Raw genomic sequence first — 19,156 nt, forward strand, 5'->3', positions numbered from 1 at the left:
CCAGCCTCCCTTACTTCTGCGTCCAATTCCAGTCATCGCCTTCTTCCTGCGGCGGATCAAAATGATTCACCACTCCTGTGCCTGGAATCAGCCTGTCGTCATACTTATTATTAAATGATACGGTTGCTGCCACTGCCTGGCCGGCATCCACCAACTGCTGTGCTACGATAGTCGTTTCCTGGACTACCTCCCCTTCCGGCTTATAGCTCGCCCCGCTGTATACCTCTGTAACGGTAACTTGCGCGCCTACCGGAATCTTCTCGACAACTACGGATTGTGTTCCCGCCCCATTGTACCGGATACGTTCCACCGTGCTGCGCACCGTCTCTCCATTCTTGACTGCCTCCACCTGGAACACAAAATCAACGCTTCCCAAAGACTCATTATAATTGCTTAAAGTCTTTTCAATGATCAGGCTTCCATACTGCTCTTCACGCTCTGCTTTCAGCCCGATAACCGGGTCATAGAGCCATTCGTCAGTGCCTCCCTGGGCATACAGGTTGCCGGGCAGCGCCGTCAGATACGGCGTAAATGTATACTTATAAGAATAGTCCTGGTTAAACGTTTCCTCGGGCACCACCAGATACATGCCTGTTGCAAGATTTCCGACGCTTCCTGTCCCGCCAGCAACGAATATCTCTTCTGTCTTTTGCGTTTCATCGGTAATCTTTCCATATGCCGCCTCTGCCATGTCAAGCCACTCCTGCGCAGTCGTGGAAGCGCTGATGCCACCAAGCCCCAGGCCCTGGAATCCTTCCAGTTCCGTATATCTACCGGATGCATCCACGTCAGCCACCTTATAGAGCGCTACCGGAATCGTCATCTGCCCAAGGTCTTCTTTGAAATCCCCTGCGGTAGACTCTGTATCCACCTTTACTGTCAGGCTGCACAGTCTGCCCGTCTCAATCCGGTCCGCTGCCTGTGTATTCACCAAGGTCAATACCGGAAGGGCCAATGCACAGATGAGCGCGACTGCGCTTCCCTTTTTCATAATCTTTCCTAGTTTCACTTCTTACCCTCCTCCGAATCTTTTCTAGCCTGCTTTCTATGAGGCTTGAACAGATGTTTCATCAGTATGATCACGATCGCGGTCACTGCCAAGCCAAGTAACAAGAATAACATATAGTAGTTCTGAATCGCCTGTACCATGGAGTCTGTCAGGCTACTTTCTAGTTCTTCCCCATCGTAAGGAATCCTGTGGCCTCTCACTAGAAGCCGGTGCGTGTTTACGCCATACGGCGTACAGGTAAATAAAGTTACATAATCCTGGCCCTCTTCAATCTGAAGGGCTTGCTCCAGCGTCTCGTGGTCATCCTTATCAACCATTGAAAGAATCTGGTCTACTTCATATGCAAAATTCTTATCCAGAATATGAAGATAAAATCTGTCTCCCTTCTTCATCTGGTCGATATCTGTAAATAGTTTTGCCGATGGAAGCCCTCTGTGAGCAGAGAGAACGCTATGCGTACTCTTGCCGCCCATTGGAAGTTTTGTGCCGTTCAGGTGTCCGACGCCTGTCTGCAATACCTCGTCGGAGGTTCCATGGTAAATAGAGAGCTCTACGTTAATCTTGGGAATCGAAAGATATCCCATAATTCCATTGCCACCTACATTCAGGACTTTCCAATATTCTGTGTCTTTGATGTCATTCAGATCGGACTGCGTGCTGAAGACATCGCCAAAGATATTATTAAGGTCAAAAGAATTGTTAAAATTTTCGGCGGCCTTCCACGCCTTATCAAAATCTTCCGGCGTCATATTGCTGACCGCTTTATCATAGTTTGTGATCAGCTGCTGCTGCCTGTAAGTATTCCATTGATTGGAGACAGTCGGATATATGAGAACTGCGAATCCGATCAGGAACAATAATCCAAATATAAATGTCGTTATCTTACGCTTCATGCTTCTTTTTACGCTCCCTCACATACATTCCTCCTATCAATGCTGCCGTAAGCAGCAATCCTATAACTACCCAGAGAATGTAATTCGTTTCCAGGCTGATAGAAGAATCTTTCTCACTACTATAAGCCTCTTTATACGGAACCCTGTGACCTCTTACCAGAAGCCTCTCTGTGTTGACTCCATACGGCGTGCAGGTCAAAAGCGTCATCAGATCCCTGCCTTTTTCCACATTCAAATCCGACGTATCCTCAGGCTTCACGATACTAATCCTATCAACTTCATAGCAGAGGATGTCATCCAGAACATAAATCATAAAGTGATTGCCCTTCTTCATCTTATCCAGATCTGTAAATAGTATTGCGCTGGGAAGGCCTCTATGTGCGGAGATCACGCTGTGGGTGCTCTTCCCTCCTATCGGAAGAGAACTTCCTTCCAGATGCCCCGCCGCATTCTTAAGCACCTCCTCTGTCGTATAATGGTAAATTGGCAATTCCACATCAATCTTTGGAATCTCCACCATCCCCATTATGCCATCGCCTGTAATATTCAGACACGACTCATAGGATCTATCCTTTTCTTCCTTTGCGTCAGCAATGGCAAAAGAATCGGGCAGAATCATTGGAACCAGCGCGCTGTTATAATCCCGCGCGTTCTTCCACTCTTTTTCATAATCAATCTTTCCGTCTTTCTTAAGTTCCGCCACCTTGGCATCATAATTGCTGATAAGCTTTGACTGCCTGTATGTATTCCATTTGTTCGCTATGGTTGGATACAGCAGCAAGGACAGCCCTATGATAAAAACAGCCACGATTATAATGTTCGAATATTTCTTCTTCATATGAGTTCTCCTTGATGCTGTATATATAAAATGCAGGGCGGACGCTTCTCCGCCCTGCAGCCAAATAAACTATTTGTTTTCTTTGCGGCGTGATGCAAAGAACAGTGCTGCTGCGATAATCATGATCAGGCAGCCACCAATTGTGAAGATCGTTGTACCGATACCACCAGTTCCTGGCAGAGCGTTAAGCTTCGTATCCGCCATGGAAGCTGTCGCCTCTACAGTTGCTGTAGCCGGTTTTCCATCTTTTAACTCTAATTTAGCATCAGAATCCGTCGTATTTACGCTGTATCCATTCGGAGCCTTTGTCTCTTTGAAGTAGTAGGTTCCTAAATCCAGGCCCTGAACTTTAACGGTTCCATCCTTGCCTGTAACAATGACCGTTGCTGCATCTTCCGTTCCCCAGCCAGACAGTTTGTTATCCTTGTCAAACTGCGCGAATAGAACTTCTTCTTTCCCAGCATCATTCTTTACTTTCTTATATACTTTGAACTGTGCATCTTCAAGCGTCTTCCCGCCGTCTCCGGTCTTGGTTAATATAATCTGGCCTGTATAAACATCCTCATGATCAGATCCATACTTATCGTTCGGATTATTTTTGTCATTGCCTACTTGAATATCATTTCCAATTTTCGTATCTATCACCGTAACATCATAAGAGATTACAATGCTCTGATTTGCATAGTCATTATTCTGAACTAAGCTTGATAAATCTAATACAAATGAAGACGTGCCATTAGCATTTTTTGTTACATCGGCAGAGTAAGATACCGGCTCTCCTGTTCCAACCTTTACACTCACTGGTAATTTTCCATTAACTACATTATAAGTCGCGCCGCTCAATGTATCCTCGAATACATAGGTCTTGTTCGTATCTGTCTCAGCAATATAAGGTATCGTTGATTTTGCAGTATATGTAACCGTCTTACTGATCTCTGTCACTTTCTCTTTATCTTCTGCAGTCTTATCCACCTTATTTGGCGCTTTTTTTGCATTTATTTCTGTTGTGTCTTCCTTGCCAAATCCTACATAAACTGCCATTGGGCTATATACATAGCCTTCTTCTGTTGCCCTGATCGCATAAACTCCGGCGGAGGTAACTGCACTGCCATTTACAAAAGGCATAAACATATTATTGCTAAGTCCTTTTAACGCTGCAGCAATCTTATCTGCGTCCGCGGCTATTATCTTATCTTTAATGGAATCATCAATTACTGCGTCTGCATCAACATACTTGATCAGGCCGGCAATAATTCTCTGATCATCGTCCCCATTTGCCGCGCCTCCAAATGCGGTTCTGTATGACGCTGCTGCGCCATCTGTAAATTTCCATCCTGTTACCGCTGTATTGTCTGTCTCGATAACCTGCGCAATCGTTAACGTAGCTTTGTCTGCATTCTTAACGGTAACCTTGCTGTTAGCGTCGCCCGGAGCCGCGAAGGTAGTGATCCCCATTCCCAGCACCAGAGCTAATGTCAGAAGCATTGCTAAAACTTTTTTAATCTTGCTCATACTCTTTTCTCCTTTTCTCCATTGGATTTTTAATTTCGAGGCACTGCCTCGCTTTTCTTGTTTTTATATAGAGCCAGCATACCTGCCAAGATCATCAGCAGCGTGCCACCAGCAGTATACCAGAATATTCCCGGGCCTCCGGCCTCCGGAAGGGCGTATACCGGATCATTCTCAAACTGGAAGAATATGGTTGTCGTTCCTTCTTCCCTGTTGCCTTCTATTACTTTGCCATCAGACGTAATGGTCTTTAATGCGCCATTCTTTGTAACTTCTACCATCCAGATGTCCGTGCTTACGGCATAGCCGTCAGGCGCTTTCATCTCCGATAATTGATACATATCTGCAGCAATCTTGCCCGTCAATGCCTGCGTGCAGTCCTCATTGACATACCACTTCACAATGCCAGTTTTATCTGACTTGCCATAGTAAGCCGTGCTGCCAGTAGTCGATTGCAACTTAAACTGTGCATTGGCCAAAACCAGTTTTGGATCGCTGGAACTTACCTTCTTAATATTCCAGTCTTTTATTACCTTCTCGTTCGTATAGATTGCCTGCCCTAAGATGCCACTCTCATAGTCGGCTTCAGCGATCACATCTTTCCCTGCTTTGTTCAGGCCCATCGTAAACGTTGCAGTTTCCTCTGACTCATTCTTGCTACTCTTGCAGTTTGTTCCCTCGCCTATTGAAAATTCCTTTATGGCATATCCATCAGTAAGAGCCTCGGCAACCAGATATTCGCCACGCGCAAGGTTTTTTAGATCCTCTCCTGCATAAGTTGCTTGCGTGGCATTCGCAGGCACGGTCAAAGTAACTGTCTTATAAACCAATCCATCCTTTTTTATCGTAAATATAAATGTCTGGTCTTTATCGGATGTTTCCGTCAGTTTCTTTGTGATCTGCACTTCTCCGGCAATTACATTTACCACATATTCGCCCTGTGCAATCAGCCGATCCGTATCCGGATTGAGTTCTGTTCCACCGGTCTGCGTTGGTGGAAGGACTCCTCCAAGTTCTGGCATTGCTCCTCGATCAGCCGTAGCATATGGTATAAACTGAATGTTCAGTTCATAGACTTCTACTCTCTCTCCTGCTGTATCAGTTACATGTTCCGCCATATTGCCGCCAGGATTCTCGGACAGTTTATAGGTATATACAAAGTATCCAACCGCTTCATCCGTATTTGGATAAACATATTTGACAGACGGATCCTCGCCTAAAGTAATGGTTCCTTTTTCTTGCAGTTCTGCTTTCTGAGACTCTGTCAGTTCCGGATAACTTGGCTTTCCCGTATCTGTAGCGGTCTTTTGATCAAGTTCTAGAATCTTGAGCGTATCTGCCAGTTCATCAGCAAATCCTTCTGGTTTAATGGAGTCTCCTTTATATACTGTAATCTCCTTATCTTCCATATCCAAGGAAAGAAGTCGTACATTGACGGATGGCTGCGGGAATAATTTTGTCGAATCCTCGCTTATATAGATTCCGGATGCTGCGCCATTCGTAGGTACCATATTGCCGCCAATAAAGTCATCCTTTGCCTTCACCTGAAAACTAGCGCTCCATGGCTGATTGTCAGGATCTGTTGACTCCGCATTTCCGATCACGGCTGCATCCTTTGTCCAGGTGATGGTAGTCGTGCCATCTTGATTCACTTTTACCGTCACGCCGTCCATTGCCTCCAGTTTCTTATTGGACTCCTCCGTCAATTCGAAGCGCGCATCGATCACGTCAACGATCTTTTCTGGACTGATCTTATAAAAATCTCCAATCTGGCCGGCAATATCTTCAAATATCTTTGTCAGGCCATCGGTGTTATCCGTCGTATAAGCGTAGGTTCTGTCACCCTCTGGGCTCGATGCCAGGTAATTCTTAAGAAAGTCCGCAGCCTTCGTCTCGGTCCTGTGGCTTCCGTGATTATTAGTACTATCCTGGCTATGGCCTTCTTCCCACTTAAAACTGCCGCTTAATTTGTATCCAATTGTATATAATTTGGCATATTCCTTAATTTCCTTAGCCTCATTGTTTGCATGATTCGCCACCATGCAGTTGAAACTATTGTTGCCGGAATTATATCCTGGCATTCCATCCGTAAAAAGGAGTGCATACTTGCTGGAATTCGAACGTCCGCTTAATATAGAATTGGCTTCTTCTAACGCGTCGCCCATAGGTGTTCCGCCAGACGCATACTTGTTGCTGATGAAGCGATTGATGGCGTTCACGTTATTACTTGTATCCAGCGTATAAAATCCACTGTCCGTGATCGTCGGATTTGATCCCTCTGATCCCTGATACCATATCACGGCAATCTCGCTGATGGGCGATTTCTCTTTCGTCGTGTTCACAAAGGCTTTTGCCGCATCCTGTATGTCACTCAGTTTCTTGCCATTCTCCTGCATAGAGGAACTTGCGTCCAGCACGAGCACGATACTCGCCGCCTGCGCTGCGATTCCCTCTTCCCTGCCTTTGGTAGATGCTGACAGATCAATCTGGAATATCCGATCCGCTTCATTGACCACGCTGGCGGTTTTATCGCTCTCCAAATTCTTGACTGCTTCTTCCTTCTCCGTGTAGTTGACAATTTTTTGTCCTTCTGTCAGAGTTGTTCCATCAGACTGGTATAGGGCTGCCGTAATACTGCCGTCTTTGCCCCTTTCGACTTTCACCTTCCATTCTGCCGTTTCTCTTACATATCCATCCGCGGGTGCCGTTTCCGTCAACGTATACTCGCCAACCCGCAGGTTCTTAAAGGTAACTTTTCCGTCGCTATACGAAACCGCTTCATAATATATGGAAGAATCCTTATCATTCTTCAGCAGGAATTTTGCGCCAGCTACCGGATTGCCTTTTGAATTTACTTTATCAAAACTAAAATCGCAGAATGCTTTTTCCACCTGTACGACCGGCATTGCATATGTTGCCGTCTGCTGCAAGGATTCCTTATTTTCCTTATATTTAACCGTTGCGGTACTGTTTGAATAGAATCCCTCTTTGCCAGAACTGGTGGAATTTCCTTCCGCATCCGTACCTTCATCTCCAATATGTGGATATTCTCCATGTTCTATAAAGTAATCCGTTGCGGCGTCGGTCGGCTCCACATCAAAACTGATGCTATATGTCGCCCCCTCTTCCAATGCTTCTCCATTTAGGAGGCCGACGGATATCTTCTTTGTCAAGGAATTATAGTTCAGAGTGTAATCACTCTTCCCAAGCGTTGTCGTCCTTCCATCAGCCGTGGTCTTCTTTACCGTTGTTACCGGATTCCCTTCCTGGTCAAAATCATGAAACTGAACGTATTCGCTCAGAGTATCCTCAATAACCACGTTCTGATACGCTGGCGCGACAATTTGATTGATAATCTCCTGAAGCGCGCTTGCCATATTCGTTCCATCTTTGGCGTGGGCATTAATATTCTTGGCTGCAAGTTTATTTGCAAACTCTGTCATTCTTGTGCTGGTCTGGCTCGTCAGATATACCGAATAAATCTCGGCATCCTTTAAATAGCCAGAACCTGCAACTTCATTCACCGCGTTCGTAAGATTAGCACTGCTATAACTCTGTCCGCCGCCCGCTTCATATTCCTCGTATGGATAACGGTAACTTTTTTCATATCGATACGTAGGCTCGCCATCGGACAAGAACACTACGACTTTCTTATTCTCGCTTTCGGCTCTTGGCTCCAACTTCTTATCCGCATTGCGCATTGCCAGCTGCCAGTTGGTTCCTCCCTTTGTTCCCAGGCCTTCTATCTTCTGATTGAATCCACTTTTCCCATTATAGTCGACCCAGTCAGTACTAATATCTTTCCCTGTATAATCATCACTGCTAAAACTGATTGCTGCCACCCGGTTTACAGAATCCGAATCCGGCAATATCGTATCGACAAGAGTCGGAACCGTATTCTTAAGTGTCGGCATCAAGTTGAAATGATTAGCATCCGTCCGGCCGTTATCATTTAAGCCCATGCTTCCAGACTTATCAATTACAAGCAGTACATCTACGCCAGTCTTTTTTCCTCTCTTCCCGGTAACGTCAAGTGTCAGCGTATAATCCTTATTTTTCTCGTTATATTTGATACGCTTATTGTGTTCCGGCGCTCCCAAGCTGTTAACGCTAGTTCTCACAGAGCCGTTTGCATAATCTGTAAGTGATGGCTCATATTCCTGCCATGCAAGTGTAAACGTGGAAAAACTATCTGTAACAAACTCTGCCTTTTTCACCTTGCCGTTGTCTGTTGTTTCCACAGATGCTTTCGATCCGACATCCGCACCCATGTCGACAACCTTCTTTACCTGGCCCTTCCCATTTTCCTCCAGATGCATCACCGTTACGCCCAGGTCTTTCTCTGTTCCTTTCACCTCTTCTGGCATTACATCTTTCTTGTATTCCATCGTGACTTTCACATTGCCGTCTGGCTCGACTTCTTTCCCATCTTCATCAACAAAACTAATATCATAAGCCAGGAATCCTGCAATGCTGTAATTTTCATTCTTCGCCTTGTCCTTCAGTTTTTCTTCTACTTCTTTATACTGATCTTTGGTTTTCTTATCATCCGGAAGGACAGGAATGACCTTAAGTTTTGAATCCGCAGGTATGATGCCTTCTCTATTCGCGCTAACCATTACCGATACATTTTCATCTTCATATTGTAAGGTTGTTGCATCCTCAATGGGACCCGCCGTACCTGATATATCCGTTTTGCCTTCCGTCTCTTCTTCCTTTATCTCTCCTTCGGAAGAATTATTGCCATCCGCCGTCTCTTCTTCTGGTTTTGGCTCTTCCAGGTAGCATCCATAGATCGTGGAGCGTCTGCCCTCCATCTGAATCTTATCTGCCGAGCCATCATCTCTCAAAGCGATCTCAGCAAGATCATAATCGTCAATGTTGTCTATGCTCTGTCCGGCATTCTGCAATTCTGCGATCTTATCTGCCTTCTGCGTGATCTCTATGATTTCAGCCTGCTGATTTCCTGCGATAGAATTGGCTTCATTATAATAGAAGGTTCTTGCTTTCTTTACATCTGCAATCTGGTAATCCTTGGGCTCAAATGTGATCTTGACTTCACGCCCTGGTTCTGTTGGCACGCCATTTATTTTGAAGATAATATGATAGAAGAAGTATTCTCCCAGCATCTGCCCTTCGCCTATGGTCGTTTCCATCAACGCCTTTACTTCTTCAGAAATATTGGTTTCCACCGCTGCAACTTCCATTGAAACTTCGGAGGTGTCTGCCTCGAATGTCCCCTCCTGAAGATTCGCCGTTACGGTGCAGATAACTTCACCGTTCTCATCTTTCACTTCCTGCTTCAGTTCCATTGCATCCTGATGTACTGCCGTTCCATTCTCTATGTTTTCTATCGATGCCGCTGGCTGGCTTTCGCTTGCCTGTGTATCCGGCGCTATCTCCTGCACGGTCGCCCCATTCGTATCGCCGTTGCTCCCTGCATTGCTGTTGTCCGCGGCTTCTGATGCTTCGCTTCCTTGCTGCTCCATTGCGGGTTCTGCTGCCGCCCCTTCTGTCGTATTCACTTTGTCTATCTGACTCGCAGCAATTGGGCTACGTCCGTTAAACGCTACTCCTATAAGCAATACCACTACCACGAAAAACGCGAGCCATCTTTTTAACATTTTCATAACGCGTATTCCTCCAATTCCATCATAATTGCACGTTTTCTCATCTCTTTACCAATGTCTCGTTACCCGACTCGTCGTCTTTATCATTCAACGCTTCGTCTATCAGTTTAATCAGTTCCAGTGCTGACCGGAACGCAACCGTCTTATCCTCATCTACCCAGGTAATCAGTCCCTGCCAGCTGCTATGCTGCCTATGCTGTACGCGGATAATAAAAGTGCCGGCATCTCCATGATTCTCTAATATGTCTTCTTCTCGCATAACCTTTATCATCCTTTCTTCTCGTTCTGTCTTTTTTTCCGATATACGGAATGTCTTGTCATCCGTCCCTGGAAACGGGAATCTCAATCTATCAAAGAAACCTTCCAAATAGATGATCATCTCTTCCATGCATGAGATGTATATTGCCTCTTTGCTGTATGCGTGATAAATCCGGCCAATCGTCTCTCCATTCAGCCGCCTATCCACGCAGAGAATAACTCCGTTCGGAGAACCGATGTAGTATGTTCTTTTCTCCACCATTGTTTCTTCCTTCTATTATTTATTAAGGCGTTCCTAACCAGGCATTTCGTAAACATTTTCCGGCCGCTATGCGCTTTTACCTTTCGTCTATTTTAGCAGTCGCACAGACAAAAGAACCGACAAAAGTACGTGTGAAAAAAGGATTTTTACATAATTATCATTGACTTTAGCATTGTGAACTGATAAATGGATTTGGAATGCTCGTTCTGTTCCCGCTCATTGGAGGGGAAGTTCTTCCGGTGATGGCTGATCCCGGAAGAACTTCAGACGAGTTGCTAAAACCCCAGGTACAGGCTGGGATCGATTGCCACCCCATCTTCTTCCACCTGGAAGTGTAGATGGTTTCCTGTAGAATTGCCTGTCGTGCCCGACAGCCCTATCTGCTGCCCTTTCTCTACTTTCTGTCCTTCTTCAACATATATTTTGTCATGGTGCATGTACTTGGTGACCAGCCCATCCCCATGGTCAATTTCAACCATAAGGCCGGCTGTCCCCATCTCTCCGGCTAATGTTACGGTTCCTGCCGCGGCCGCATAGGTTGGGATATGGTAAGCGCCCGTTCCCATATCAATGCCCTTATGATATGTGCTTGCGCCTGCCTTTGGCGCGCTTCTGGGGCCGAAGCTGCTAGTCAGAGTCGAGCCGGGACAGGGATTTACAAATGTCCCCAAAAGCCCGTCAAACTCATCCAGCGTCATGCGGTCGAGCCTATATAGATCATATTTCTCCATCTGTCCAATCAGGCTCTGACTATACTGAATATCGGTTGCCCAACGGCTGCCCACCTTTATGGCAAATGTATTGGCATCTTCGACACCAAAAGTCAGATCCTTATATACCTCTTTTAATAGTTCCGTTCTATCTTCTATACATTCCGTATAAGTGTTATACACACGGAAGCCGGAAGTAATCATATAAGCGGATCCGTCACTGGCCTGCTCGCCAGTACGCATGTCTACGGTGCCCGCAGGGCCTGTTCCTTTGATTCCAAACAAATTATTATACTGGTATGCCAGATAGGATAAGCCTTTCCCTTCTTCTCCTCCCGGTCCGTACTTGCCAAATCCAGATTCCTGGATAATCTGGGCAATCGTAACAGATGCGGGATAGCCTGTCTCATCCTGGCACTTTAATGCCCCGATTATCATCTCCTGGGTGATGAAGGATGGCATATTGTCTAACGGAATCTCCATGTTATACTTTATCTTCTCCCGGTCATCCAGGAACTTCGCGGAAGGCCTGTAGCTTGCTGTGCTCTTTTCTCCCCCGTTTATCCTTGGCTGTACTTTTATGTTTCCACTTCCTGAAGGGGGTTGCCCGGGCACTTCTGTTCTTGTCCCACCCCCTGGTTCTGCTCCTGTATCCGGCTTTACTGGTTTCGTATCCTGGCCAGGTATCTCCCCTGTACCGGAGCCGCTTCCTTCATTTCCTTCCGTACCGGAGCCGCTTCCCTCATTTCCTTCCGTACCGGAGCCGCTTCCTTCATTTCCTTCCGTACCGGAGCCGCTTCCTTCATCTCCTTCCGTACCGGAGCCGCTTCCTTCATCTCCTTCCGTACCGGAGCCGCTTCCTTCATCTCCTTCCGTACCGGAGCCACTTCCTTCATTTCCTTCCGTACCGGAGCCGCTTCCCTCATTTCCTTCCGTACCGGAGCCGCTTCCTTCATCTCCTTCCGTACCGGAGCCGCTTCCTTCATCAGACTGCGCCGGTATATTTTGAGATTCTCCTTGGCTTATACTTCCTGGCTCTTCTTGTGCTGCCTGCGCCACATTCCCTGCATAATTGCCGGGAATCTGGGTTCCGATCAGGCAGACAGTAAGGCCTAGGATGGCTGACACCTTCTGTAATTTCATATATTCTTCATCTCCTCGCCGCTTTATCTTTCAGCATTATCCCATATAAATCTTGATTCTAATGTCATCATAGCAAAGCACTAATCAAAGGAAGAATCAAAAATCAACCAATTAAAAGGAGATTTTGACTTTTTTTATTGATTTCACTTTTCAGGCAGAAAAAAAGCCCCAGCTTCTCGCAATAACGAGGAGCGGAGCATTAAAAATATGCCTTGCACATCTATTATTCAATTTCACAAGTCACGCTGCTTACATAGTATTGAACCCCAGTACGCTGCCTCCCAATCAGAAAATTATTATTGATCCGCTTCTGGATCATGGCACAGTTCTCAATCGTCGTATTAACCAGCAGTACCAGGTACTGGCCTTTTCCATATCGATTGACCGCGTCTCCGTGGCGGATAGATGCACAGATCGCATCGCCCAGGCGGCGGGATAACTGTTCCAGCGGTTCTCCGTCCTTCATGGGGTTTCCTTTGCTGTCAATAATCGTGCATAACATCAGGTAGACGGACTGGCCTCCTCGATCCATCATCCGGGTCACCATGCGGTAGATTCCTTGGAATATAGGATAGGAGCACAGATACCCGCCGTATATATCCGTTCTGGATTCGGCAAGTTCTGTCTGTGTCTTGTCAAGCATTCCATAGGGATGCAGCATCTGTTCGCCTAATTGATCCAGCGAATCCATTAACTTCTGCGATGGCCGGATGCCTCTTTCTTTAAAGTAACGGTCAACGGTCTCTGCATATAAACTGCCAGCCTCCTCATATCTGCCCATTCCGATCAGCGCCTCCATAGTAAGACTCTCCCAATCGGAAAACGGCGCAATGCTGGACGCATATGTACCTAACTGCTCTAGTTGCAGGTAGTCCTGCCTGTCCCGGAGTATCTCTGCTGCTTTCTCCACGCATTGGCAGAACTGCTCTCGGTATCTCCTTGCTTCTGCGGCAGCCCACATGACACCGGCGTACATAGATAGGAATTCCCCTGTGTAACAATGGCATGCCTCAAGTAGAATTTGAAGTTTGGCATTTATGTCCTTTTCTTCCTGCGCTTCCTTGTACAGACGGTCGAACTCTGCAGCGTCCTCAACAACCAGTATATCATCGGTCCAATAGAACACGCCCTTTTCCATACGGATATAATTTGCTATTGGAAGACCGGCTTTTCTCAGTTTATTCTTAGCATTATAGATAACACTCTGCATTGTGTGATGGATATTCTTGATATCCCGGTCTCCGAACAGCATCTCTTCCAAACTTTCCCGGCTGACTCCATTTTTCCGGTTATGCAAAAGAATTTGCATCATATACGTAAATTGCGTCTCGCTTACCTTATTTCCCAATACAGATTCCCCGGCATAAATCATGGAAAAACTGCCAAACATCTTTACGTATAATACATTGTCTTTACTTTTATTCTGTTCCATTGGCACATCCCTTTTCAACTATTTTCCAATTGAGGCATCATCTTTGTATACTTTCCTAATGAACAGTATCATTATAACTAATTTACGGGAACGTTGCAATAAGTTGCGTACACCTATCTCCATATAATCAATGATTTTCTGTCAAATGACGCAATTATTGCTTTTTTTGTTTTCTATTCATGTCATTCGGTGCATATTCCTGATGCAGAGTCAAAAAAAGAGACAGTCTTCTGCCTATAGACCGTCTCTTTCATCAATATGCTTCTTATTTGCCCTGCATTTTCTTTATAACCTTCAGCCGCGTGAATTCTTCCCTTTCCTTTTCTTCCAGTGCGTTATTGATCGTATATACCAGATTGCTGTACATAGGGATAGTAATATTTTTAAGCGCATTGGCACGCTTCTGGGTCTTCTTGATGTTCGTCGCCAGCCGGTATGCCGCGTTCTCGACCATCGACAGTTTGATGGTCAGATCCTTTACCTCACGGAATGCCTCACGGACAATATCAATAGACTCATGCGTCGTACTGAATGAGTAGGTCAGGTCATTCTGCTTCGCGTCATACTTCACATATGGTATCTCCGTCCCCATGATACTGCGAGTCTGGATCCGGATGGAATCCTCGATCGGGACGGTAAATGCCAGTTCCTGAACCTTGCTGATTCCATGCTCTATATTGGCTCTCTGCAGGCATGCATAGGCTTTAGTAAAGGTGGTATCGATCTGTTCCTGTATATCTTTGGCCTCATCTATCAGGCTCATTAACTCTTTCAGCAGAATGTTGCGCTTCTTATCCATCAGGTCATATCCCTGGTGGGCAAGGGCAAGCGAATTCTTCGCAAGCATTAAGTTTCCTTTGGTTGGAAATTCCCGGGGATCCATATACCGACTTCCTTTCTGTCAAAATATCGCTTTATCCTTAAGCCTCCTGCGCCTCTTTCGGATAGTACTTATCGATCATCTTCGTATCGATACGGTCCAGTTCCTCTTTTGGTAGTAGTCCTAAAAGTTCCCACCCAAGATCTAGGGTATCCTGAATTGTACGGTTCTCGGTAGGTCCTTGGCCGATATAGCGGTGTTCGAACTCCTCTCCAAACTTCAGATACTGCTTATCGATAGGAGACAATTCATCCTCTCCGATAACAGAAGCCAGATTCCTGGCCTCGCCTACTTTTGCGTAGGCAGAGAAGAGCTGGTTTGCCAGATCCTGGTGGTCCTCCCTCGTGTATCCTTCTCCGATCCCATCCTTCATAAGGCGGGACAGCGACGGAAGAATGCTGATGGGCGGATAGATTGCCTGGCCATGCAGGCTACGATCCAGAACCACCTGGCCTTCCGTAATGTACCCGGTAAGATCAGGAATCGGATGGGTAATGTCGTCATTTGGCATGGTCAGAATCGGAAGCTGGGTCACCGAGCCGTTCGCCCCTTCCACAATTCCCGCACACTCATATATGGTGGCCAGTTCGCTGTACAGATAGCCCGGATATCCCTTTCTTGACGGAATCTCTCCTTTCGAGGATGACACCTCCCTCATCGCCTCCGCAAATGAAGTCATATCCGTCAGGATGACCAGGATGTGCATATTACACTCGAATGCCAGATACTCGGCAACCGTCAGCGCTACCTTCGGCGTGATCAGACGCTCTACTACCGGGTCATTGGCCAGGTTCAGGAACATGCAGACGTGATCAGACACGCCGCTTTCCTCGAAAGTCTTCTGGAAGAACTCGGCGACATCATGTTTTACGCCCATCGCTCCGAATACCACCGCGAACTCTCCTTCCGCATTGTCTCCCAGCGATGCCTGCTTTACTATCTGCGCGGCAAGCTGGTCATGAGGAAGGCCATTTCCAGAGAATATTGGCAGTTTCTGACCACGGATCAATGTCGTCAGCCCATCAATCGCGGATATGCCCGTACGGATATAGTTCCTCGGATATTCCCGACGAACCGGATTCAGAGGGAGCCCGTTTACATCCCGCCTGTCCGTCGAGGTAATCGGTCCCAGCCCGTCAATCGGCTCCCCGATTCCGTTAAACGTACGCCCCAGCATATCCGGCGATACCGCAACTTCCATCGGATGCCCGGTCAGTTTCGTATGAGTATTGGTAAGAGACATATTCTCCGTCCCTTCAAATACCTGTATAATAGCCTTGTCTTCGTCCAATTCTACGATACGGCCCATCTTTCTCGTGCTGCCTTCTACCACGAACTCTACAATCTCGTCGAAAAAGGCATCCTGTATGCCTTCCAGGACAACGAGAGGGCCGTTAATATTGCTTAGTCCAAGATATTCTATTGCCATGTCCGCTCCCTCCCTTATGCATTCTTCTCAATCACGCGATGGTAGAAATCATCAATATCCTTTTTATATAGATCCAGCAGCTGCAGATTGTCATTCGGCACATCGTACTTGATAGCAATCACTTTTTCATATATGCCTTCCGCCTTCAATACCGACATTGGCATTCCCATAGCCACCAGCTGTCTGGACTTCTTATACAGATACAGGATCACATCCATCATCTTGAACTGCTTCTCCATGGACACGCAGGTATCGTCCTTATGGAACGCATTCTGCTGCAGGAATCCCAACCGTATGACTTTTGCAATCTCAAGTACCAGTTTCTGGTCATCCGGAAGAACGTCCCCTCCGATCAGCTTTACAATCTCCATCAGGCTGCTCTCCTGATTTAGAAGAGCCATCAGGCGGTTCCTGTAATCTACGAACTTCGGCGATACATAATCGGAGTACCAGCCGCTTAAGTCATTCAGATATTCGCTGTAACTGGACAGCCAGTGGATTGCCGGAAAATGCCTGGAGTAAGCCAAAGATTTATCCAGCCCCCAGAAGCATCGGACAAATCGCTTCGTATTCTGCGTAACTGGCTCGGAGAAGTCTCCGCCTTGCGGGGATACTGCGCCGATAATAGATACGGATCCGGTCGATCCATTCAGCGTCTGCATCATGCCCGCCCGCTCATAGAACGCAGAAAGGCGGGATGCCAGGTATGCCGGGAATCCTTCTTCCGCCGGCATCTCTTCCAGACGTCCGGACAGTTCTCGCAGAGCCTCCGCCCACCTGGAGGTAGAGTCTGCCATAATCGCCACGTCATATCCCATATCCCGGTAGTATTCCGCCAGCGTAAGCCCTGTATAAATAGAAGCCTCGCGGGCCGCCACCGGCATGTTGGACGTATTGGCGATCAGCGTCGTCCGGTCCATCAACTGGTTGCCTGTTCTCGGGTCCACCAGCTGGGAGAATTCTTCCAGAACCTGCGTCATCTCGTTGCCACGCTCGCCACAGCCGATGTACACGATAATATCCGCGTCAGACCACTTTGCGATCTGATGCTGGGTCATCGTCTTTCCCGTTCCGAATCCCCCAGGGATTGCCGCTGTGCCTCCTTTGGCGATCGGGAACATGGTGTCCAGTATTCGCTGGCCGGTAATCAATGGCACGCTGGCCGGATATCTGTGGTGTACCGGCCTGGGCACGCGGATTGGCCACTTCTGCGTCATGGTCAATTCCTTCCTGCTGCCATCCAATAGTTCCATCGTCACGATCACGTCTTTAATTGTATACTGGCCATCCGGAACAGCCGAGATTACCGTACCTTCCAGGTCCGGCGGCACCATACATTTATGCAGGATCGCATGCGTCTCCTGAACCTCCGCGATTACCGTACCTCCATGTAGAACTTCGCCTGGCTTCACGGTAATGTGAGTATCCCACAATTTCTGCGTATCCAGGGAATCTACGCTGACGCCTCGGGTAATGAACGCTCCGCCAGAATCGGCAATCTTCTCCAAAGGCCGCTCAATACCGTCAAATATGTTGTTCAAGATACCGGGAGCAAGCGTAACTGATACTGCGGCACCCGTTGCCTCCACTTCTTCCCCTGGCGTAAGGCCGGAAGTTTCCTCATATACCTGGATTGTTGTCAGATCCTTATCCAGGGAAATGACTTCGCCTACCAGCTTTTCCTTCCCCACATGCACCATCTCTGACATCTTGAATCCAGTCTTGCCTTTCAGATAGATAACGGGGCCATTGATGCCGTAGATCTTTCCAGTCTTTACACTATTCAACTCCCGCACCTCCCTTAAATACGAATTTGTGGTACTCATTGTCTATCGCGCCCTTGAATGCGCGGTCGATCAGAATATTACGCTCATGGATGACTGCGCGCACCCCTCCGATAAAATCCTCTTTGCTTATGGTCAGCGTCATGCCCGTATGTTCCTCCAGATACTCCTTTTTATCGGCATCCGTAGGATTGATATATATAGTCATGGCTTCCCCGCCTGCGAATCTTGCAGCCTTCTCAATGTACGCAACCAGAAGATGCTTATAATCTTCCGTCTTCATATACTCCTGCACCTTTTCGTCAACTTCCTGGAACAGTTCTTTTTTCAGTTCTTTCTGAGTCTTGCTCAATTCCCTCTTAAGTTCCAGCTGGGCCTTGGACATCGCCATATTCAGCTGCTGCCTGGCATTAATGCCTTCTGCTTTTATGCGGGTCTCCGACTGGCGGAGCGCTTCCGCCTTATGCTGCTCGAACACGCCTTCTAAGGCATCTTCATGCTGCTTCATAATGGCATTGCCTTCGGCTCTTGCCTCTTGCATGGCGGCATCCTTAAGATGTTCGATCTTCTGTTCTAACGTCAAGTGTGTCACCTTCTTTTTATTGGAATAGGTTTCCCTTTATAATCATTACAGTTTCAGGCCAATCGCCTCATTTACATATGAAGTGATAAAATCTTTCTTACGTCCGGTTCCGTGCCTGTCAGGAATCTCGATCAGAAGCGGCATGGTACGTTCCAGCTTAATCTCGTCAATCAGATCGGGAAACTCTCTTCCGAACTTCTCGGTAAGCAGAATAATTCCCACCGTCTTATCGTTCATGGCATTTTCAATGGCTTCCCGCAGTTCGTTGCGCTCATGCACCACGACGCCGTCCACTCCAGCCAGCCGCATTCCTGTCAGGGTATCGATATTATCACTGATCAGATACATCTTCATATTACAGTTTACCTAAGATCATGAAGGAGATGATCAGTCCGTACAGACATACACCTTCTGCAAGACCTACAAAGATCAGCGACTTGCCGAGCGCGCTTGAATCTTCGCTGATAGCGCCAAGAGCCGCGCTTGCAGCGCTTGCAACGGCTATACCGCCGCCTACGCAGGACAAACCGGTGGACAGCGCAGCAGCAAGGTAGCCGAATCCTGTAGCATTAGAAGCAGCAGCCTGGGCCGTATCCGCGGCTTTTACCGGGTCGCCGGCGAACATCATGATGGCCGCTATAGCAAAGGCCCCGAAGTAAAAGAAAGCGTTCGCCCCAATGGCACGCTTATACCGCTTCTTCGTCTTCTCCCCAATGAGAAAATAGCCAAATGGAATGATGATGCCAAGCACCAGTGTTGCGATAAGTAAGAGTTTTACCGTTAATGTCATGATTGA

At 47.1% G+C, this 19,156-nt stretch carries 14 protein-coding genes; all 14 read right to left on the reverse strand.

Features of this window, described 5'->3' with window-relative positions; translation table 11 throughout:
• Positions 1–10: 10 nt before the first annotated feature.
• Positions 11–1,009 carry a DUF5979 domain-containing protein gene (locus K0036_RS18240; RefSeq protein WP_220430349.1) on the reverse strand — a complete coding sequence of 333 codons (999 nt, stop codon included), beginning with the start codon at positions 1,007–1,009 and terminating at the stop codon, positions 11–13.
• Positions 1,006–1,902: a class C sortase gene (locus tag K0036_RS18245; RefSeq protein ID WP_220430350.1), complete on the reverse strand. Its 897-nt coding sequence runs from the start codon at positions 1,900–1,902 to the stop codon at positions 1,006–1,008. Before K0036_RS18245 ends, K0036_RS18240 begins: the two co-directional genes overlap by 4 nt.
• The gene (locus tag K0036_RS18250; RefSeq protein ID WP_220430351.1) at positions 1,892–2,740 is read right to left on the reverse strand and encodes a class C sortase; all 849 of its coding nucleotides are present in this window, start codon (positions 2,738–2,740) and stop codon (positions 1,892–1,894) included. Before K0036_RS18250 ends, K0036_RS18245 begins: the two co-directional genes overlap by 11 nt.
• 69 nt (positions 2,741–2,809) lie before the next feature.
• Positions 2,810–4,252, reverse strand: a complete 1,443-nt coding sequence (locus K0036_RS18255) for a SpaA isopeptide-forming pilin-related protein (protein ID WP_220430352.1) — start codon at positions 4,250–4,252, stop codon at positions 2,810–2,812.
• Between the two features lie 29 nt (positions 4,253–4,281).
• Entirely contained in the window at positions 4,282–9,879 is a 5,598-nt protein-coding gene (locus K0036_RS18260; RefSeq protein WP_220430353.1) for a DUF7604 domain-containing protein, read from the reverse strand.
• Between the two features lie 40 nt (positions 9,880–9,919).
• Positions 9,920–10,399, reverse strand: a complete 480-nt coding sequence (locus tag K0036_RS18265) for a hypothetical protein (RefSeq protein WP_227061019.1) — start codon at positions 10,397–10,399, stop codon at positions 9,920–9,922.
• 275 nt (positions 10,400–10,674) lie between these two features.
• Complete coding sequence (locus tag K0036_RS18270; RefSeq protein WP_220430354.1) at positions 10,675–12,252, reverse strand: peptidoglycan DD-metalloendopeptidase family protein; 1,578 nt, start codon at positions 12,250–12,252, stop codon at positions 10,675–10,677.
• A gap of 223 nt (positions 12,253–12,475) precedes the next feature.
• On the reverse strand, positions 12,476–13,684 hold the full coding sequence (locus tag K0036_RS18275; protein WP_220430355.1) for a BTAD domain-containing putative transcriptional regulator: 1,209 nt from the start codon (positions 13,682–13,684) through the stop codon (positions 12,476–12,478).
• Between the two features lie 265 nt (positions 13,685–13,949).
• On the reverse strand, positions 13,950–14,567 hold the full coding sequence (locus K0036_RS18280; RefSeq protein WP_025641166.1) for a V-type ATP synthase subunit D: 618 nt from the start codon (positions 14,565–14,567) through the stop codon (positions 13,950–13,952).
• Positions 14,568–14,604: 37 nt separating this feature from the next.
• Positions 14,605–15,993, reverse strand: coding sequence for a V-type ATP synthase subunit B (locus K0036_RS18285; protein WP_220430356.1), 1,389 nt, complete (start codon positions 15,991–15,993; stop codon positions 14,605–14,607).
• Positions 15,994–16,007: 14 nt separating this feature from the next.
• Entirely contained in the window at positions 16,008–17,819 is a 1,812-nt protein-coding gene (locus K0036_RS18290) for a V-type ATP synthase subunit A (RefSeq protein WP_220430357.1), read from the reverse strand.
• Positions 17,773–18,360 (reverse strand): V-type ATP synthase subunit E, encoded by a 588-nt coding sequence (locus K0036_RS18295; RefSeq protein WP_025641162.1) that lies wholly within the window; start codon positions 18,358–18,360, stop codon positions 17,773–17,775. The genes K0036_RS18290 and K0036_RS18295 overlap by 47 nt, the downstream gene beginning before the upstream one ends.
• Before the next feature lie 45 nt (positions 18,361–18,405).
• Positions 18,406–18,714 carry a V-type ATP synthase subunit F gene (locus K0036_RS18300; protein ID WP_006443480.1) on the reverse strand — a complete coding sequence of 103 codons (309 nt, stop codon included), beginning with the start codon at positions 18,712–18,714 and terminating at the stop codon, positions 18,406–18,408.
• A gap of 1 nt (position 18,715) precedes the next feature.
• Positions 18,716–19,150, reverse strand: coding sequence for an ATP synthase subunit C (locus K0036_RS18305; protein WP_004606607.1), 435 nt, complete (start codon positions 19,148–19,150; stop codon positions 18,716–18,718).
• Positions 19,151–19,156: the final 6 nt, after the last annotated feature.

The organism is [Clostridium] scindens, from assembly GCF_019597925.1.
Taxonomy (GTDB): domain Bacteria; phylum Bacillota; class Clostridia; order Lachnospirales; family Lachnospiraceae; genus Clostridium_AP.

What these genes read in the sequence shown, in the direction of transcription:
- K0036_RS18245 (WP_220430350.1), bottom strand. Translation starts at nt 1,902, where the DNA reads ATGAAGCGTAAGATAACGACATTTATATTTGGATTATTGTTCCTGATC.
- K0036_RS18250 (WP_220430351.1), bottom strand. Translation starts at nt 2,740, where the DNA reads ATGAAGAAGAAATATTCGAACATTATAATCGTGGCTGTTTTTATCATA.
- K0036_RS18255 (WP_220430352.1), bottom strand. Translation starts at nt 4,252, where the DNA reads ATGAGCAAGATTAAAAAAGTTTTAGCAATGCTTCTGACATTAGCTCTG.
- K0036_RS18260 (WP_220430353.1), bottom strand. Translation starts at nt 9,879, where the DNA reads ATGAAAATGTTAAAAAGATGGCTCGCGTTTTTCGTGGTAGTGGTATTG.
- K0036_RS18265 (WP_227061019.1), bottom strand. Translation starts at nt 10,399, where the DNA reads ATGGTGGAGAAAAGAACATACTACATCGGTTCTCCGAACGGAGTTATT.
- K0036_RS18270 (WP_220430354.1), bottom strand. Translation starts at nt 12,252, where the DNA reads ATGAAATTACAGAAGGTGTCAGCCATCCTAGGCCTTACTGTCTGCCTG.
- K0036_RS18275 (WP_220430355.1), bottom strand. Translation starts at nt 13,684, where the DNA reads ATGGAACAGAATAAAAGTAAAGACAATGTATTATACGTAAAGATGTTT.
- K0036_RS18280 (WP_025641166.1), bottom strand. Translation starts at nt 14,567, where the DNA reads ATGGATCCCCGGGAATTTCCAACCAAAGGAAACTTAATGCTTGCGAAG.
- K0036_RS18285 (WP_220430356.1), bottom strand. Translation starts at nt 15,993, where the DNA reads ATGGCAATAGAATATCTTGGACTAAGCAATATTAACGGCCCTCTCGTT.
- K0036_RS18290 (WP_220430357.1), bottom strand. Translation starts at nt 17,819, where the DNA reads ATGAGTACCACAAATTCGTATTTAAGGGAGGTGCGGGAGTTGAATAGT.
- K0036_RS18300 (WP_006443480.1), bottom strand. Translation starts at nt 18,714, where the DNA reads ATGAAGATGTATCTGATCAGTGATAATATCGATACCCTGACAGGAATG.
- K0036_RS18305 (WP_004606607.1), bottom strand. Translation starts at nt 19,150, where the DNA reads ATGACATTAACGGTAAAACTCTTACTTATCGCAACACTGGTGCTTGGC.